The sequence below is a fragment of the Bacteroidota bacterium genome (genome assembly GCA_039714315.1).
In the GTDB taxonomy this organism is placed as follows: domain Bacteria; phylum Bacteroidota; class Bacteroidia; order Flavobacteriales; family JADGDT01; genus JADGDT01.
The window spans coordinates 1-3,230 of record JBDLJM010000234.1; the positions used below are offsets into that span (position 1 = coordinate 1).

The window sequence follows — 3,230 nt, forward strand, 5'->3', positions numbered from 1 at the left end:
TTCTTTAAAAAATAGTTTATTCACGAACTATATTATTATAGGTGTTCATGAATCTTCGATTTCGTAGCTCTGGCTATGCAACGATTTTTATAAATTGCTAAAACAAAAAATACTTTGGTTTTAATAGAGCAGTTTGAAATTCATTTGGTATAATTTTTTATTTAATATTTCGGTGGATACATTTATTATATATAACGGAGAAATAAAAGCTAAAGAAAAGTTCTCATTAGATCTGTCGAACAGAGGCTTTAGATTTGGAGATTCAATTTTTGAGACTATTAGAGTTTTTGAAGGCAAAATTGTTTTTATCGAAGACCATATTAAACGTCTTTTTACCACATTGGATATTGTAAGAATGAATCTTCCGGAATATTTCACTTCAGAGTATCTTCAAAAAAAGATAATAGACTTAATAAAGCTACACGATAGTAAAAACCTTAATGCACGAATTAGATTAACTGTATTCAGAAAAGAGAGTAAAGAGATTTATTTTGTAGATAAAGGTGAATATGCTGATTTTATCATTGAATATTTTCCTATAGAAAGTTCAAATTTTATCATAAATAAGGATAAAGGTTATGAAATATCTACTTATGAAAAGATAAAAAAAGCTTCAGGTTTACTTTCTCAGATAAAGAGTAATAATGTTTTATTACATTCAATTGCAGGCTCTGTAGCAAGAGAAAAATTACTGGATAATATAATCCTTGTAAATGAGAGTGATAATCTCACTGAAGCAGTAAATGCCAATATTTTTATTGGTACAGATAACATTATAAGCACTCCAAAACTTGAAGATGGGTGTGTAGATGGAATTCTCAGGAAGAAACTAATGGAATTAATACGTGAAAGATCACCTTATTCTATCATAGAAAGAGAAATTCATAAGGATGAATTATTACAGTGTGATGAAGTTTTTTTGACTAATAGTATAATGGGAATTCAACCTGTGCACAAATGCAAAGACAAAACTTATGAAACTGAAGTTTCGGAAAAGTTAAGCGAAATAATAATAAATGAGATTAATTTAATGCTGGATCAGCAGGAGAGTTAGCCCAAATTTGATATTCTCCACCAAGTCTATACATTTGTTTTCTCCACAAATTTTTACTTTTTATAGTAAAAACAGCCGGTTTTCCCTTTTCTTTTGATACTACCCATGATTTTTCTTTCATTTCATTAATCAGCTGTTTAGAAGACCAACCGGAGTAACCTAGAAAAAAGCGAATAGTTTCAGGGTTAATTTTTTTTGAATTTATTAATGTTTTTAGGGTCTCAAAATCACCACCCCAATAAATTCCATTGCAAATTTCAATAGAATTTGATATTACATCAGGCGATTGGTGTATGAAGTATAGATTGTCCTGATCTACCGGTCCTCCATTAAATATTTCTGCTGTGCAATCTATATCGGGAATGATATCTTTTATACTGAAGCCTAAGGGACGATTTAATATAAAGCCTACGGAACCGTTTTCGTTGTGTTCTGTTAATAACACAACTGTTCTTCCGAATGAATTATCACTCATCGAAGGGTCTGCTATCAGTAATTTTCCTTTTGTAGGCAAAATTTCAATCATTATTGTAGTTTTGTTACTACAATTTACTTATTTTTTGAGTTACTACCAAATGTTATTCTTAAAAGAATTATATAAATTGTGGTTCTATAAGTTATTAATTGTAGCAGGGTATTTGCTTAGATACTCTTTGAATCAGAGTGGGAGGGATAAGAAAAATAAGGCAAAAAAATAATGGATAAATAACAAAATGTTATTATCCATTATTATAAAATTCAAAAATTAAAGAAAATCCCCTAATAAATAGGGGATATGTATTAATTTACTTTTTCGTTTAATTCGTTTCCTGCTTTGAATTTTACAATGTTTTTAGCAGCGATTTGAATTTTTGCACCTGTTTGAGGGTTTCTACCTTCTCTTGCTTCTCTTTTAGATACTGAGAAAGATCCAAATCCTACAAGTGAAATTCTTCCACCTTTTGATAATGTTCCTGATACGCTTTCAGTAAACGCATCTAATGCTCTTTTAGCTTCAGCTTTTTTTATTCCGGCAGCTTCTGCCATTGCATCGATTAAGTCAGCCTTATTCATAACTGTGAATGTTTTAAAGGTTAGTTTTACAATAAATTTTAATTGACTCTCTACAAATATAGAGTTTATAGGCATTTACGCAAGAATTTGATGAAAAAAAAGTGTAAAATGTTAATAAGTGAGGCCAATTGTTAATAATACACTAGTGTTTTGTGTTGATAATCAATGTTTTCAGGTCATTATAGCATTGTCACTAAATTTGTAACCATTTAGTAAATCGGAGCTTTTCATACGTTTTTTACCGGCTATTTGTAGTTCTAGTACTTCAATAAAACCGCTATCTACTGCTATCTTAATGCTTTTCCTTTCAATTGAAATACTTCCTAAGTCCAAATTATGGTCTTGTTTAACAGCTTTACTCTTAATTATTTTAACCTCCGTTTCACTATCATTATTGTTCAGTTTGGACCATGCTCCAGGAAATGGGCTTAAGCCTCTTATATGATTGTATATTTCATTTATATCTTTACTCCAGTTAATCCTGCAATCGTCTTTGAAAATTTTTGGTGCAGCTTTTATAGTTAGTTCTTCGTTTTGCTTTTTTGGTTCTATGTTCCCTTTTTTGAGGCCTTCAACTGTTTTTAATATAAGGTCAGTACCATTAATCATTAGCTTATCATGGACAATTCCTGCATCATCATCTTCTCCAATTAATATTTCCTGCTGAAGAAGAATGTTTCCCTCATCTATTTTATCATTTAATAAAAATGTGGTAATTCCTGTTTTCTTTTCTCCATTAATAACTGCCCAATTTATCGGAGCTGCACCTCTATATTGGGGTAGAAGAGAGGCATGAAGGTTAAATGTGCCAAGTTTTGGCATGTTCCACACTACTTTTGGCAGCATTCTGAATGCAACCACAATTTGTAAATCAGCGTTAAGAGCTTTTAGGTTTTTAAGAAAATCTTCATCTCTTAGCTTTTCAGGTTGCAAAATATTAAGATTTACACTTTCTGCATATTTCTTTACAGCGGATGAATTAATTTTTCTTCCTCTGCCTGCGGGTTTATCGGGTGCAGTTATTACCCCTACAATATTATAATTGTTTTCTACTAAAGCTTTAAGTGAGGCAACGGCAAAATCCGGAGTACCCATAAATATTATACGTGGTGATTTCATCTGT

4 protein-coding genes are annotated in these 3,230 nt (G+C 30.9%); 1 reads left to right on the forward strand and 3 read right to left on the reverse strand.

All coding sequences use genetic code 11. The features are described 5' to 3' along the window. Positions 1-172: 172 nt before the first annotated feature. Positions 173-1,054 (forward strand): aminotransferase class IV, encoded by an 882-nt coding sequence (locus tag ABFR62_13830; GenBank protein MEN8139498.1) that lies wholly within the window; start codon positions 173-175, stop codon positions 1,052-1,054. On the opposite strand, the gene ABFR62_13835 is transcribed toward ABFR62_13830, so the two are convergent. The 3 genes from ABFR62_13835 to fmt all read right to left on the reverse strand — a co-directional run. Further along, entirely contained in the window at positions 1,023-1,580 is a 558-nt protein-coding gene (locus ABFR62_13835) for a YqgE/AlgH family protein (protein MEN8139499.1), read from the reverse strand. The genes ABFR62_13830 and ABFR62_13835 overlap by 32 nt on opposite strands. Before the next feature lie 254 nt (positions 1,581-1,834). Next, positions 1,835-2,107 carry an HU family DNA-binding protein gene (locus ABFR62_13840; GenBank protein ID MEN8139500.1) on the reverse strand — a complete coding sequence of 91 codons (273 nt, stop codon included), beginning with the start codon at positions 2,105-2,107 and terminating at the stop codon, positions 1,835-1,837. A 171-nt stretch (positions 2,108-2,278) separates the two neighbouring features. Further along, on the reverse strand, positions 2,279-3,230 hold a 952-nt coding region (gene fmt / locus ABFR62_13845; protein MEN8139501.1), incomplete at its 5' end, for a methionyl-tRNA formyltransferase.

Coding starts and splice junctions, on each gene's coding strand:
- ABFR62_13835 (MEN8139499.1), bottom strand. CDS start 1,580: ATGATTGAAATTTTGCCTACAAAAGGAAAATTACTGATAGCAGACCCT.
- ABFR62_13840 (MEN8139500.1), bottom strand. CDS start 2,107: ATGAATAAGGCTGACTTAATCGATGCAATGGCAGAAGCTGCCGGAATA.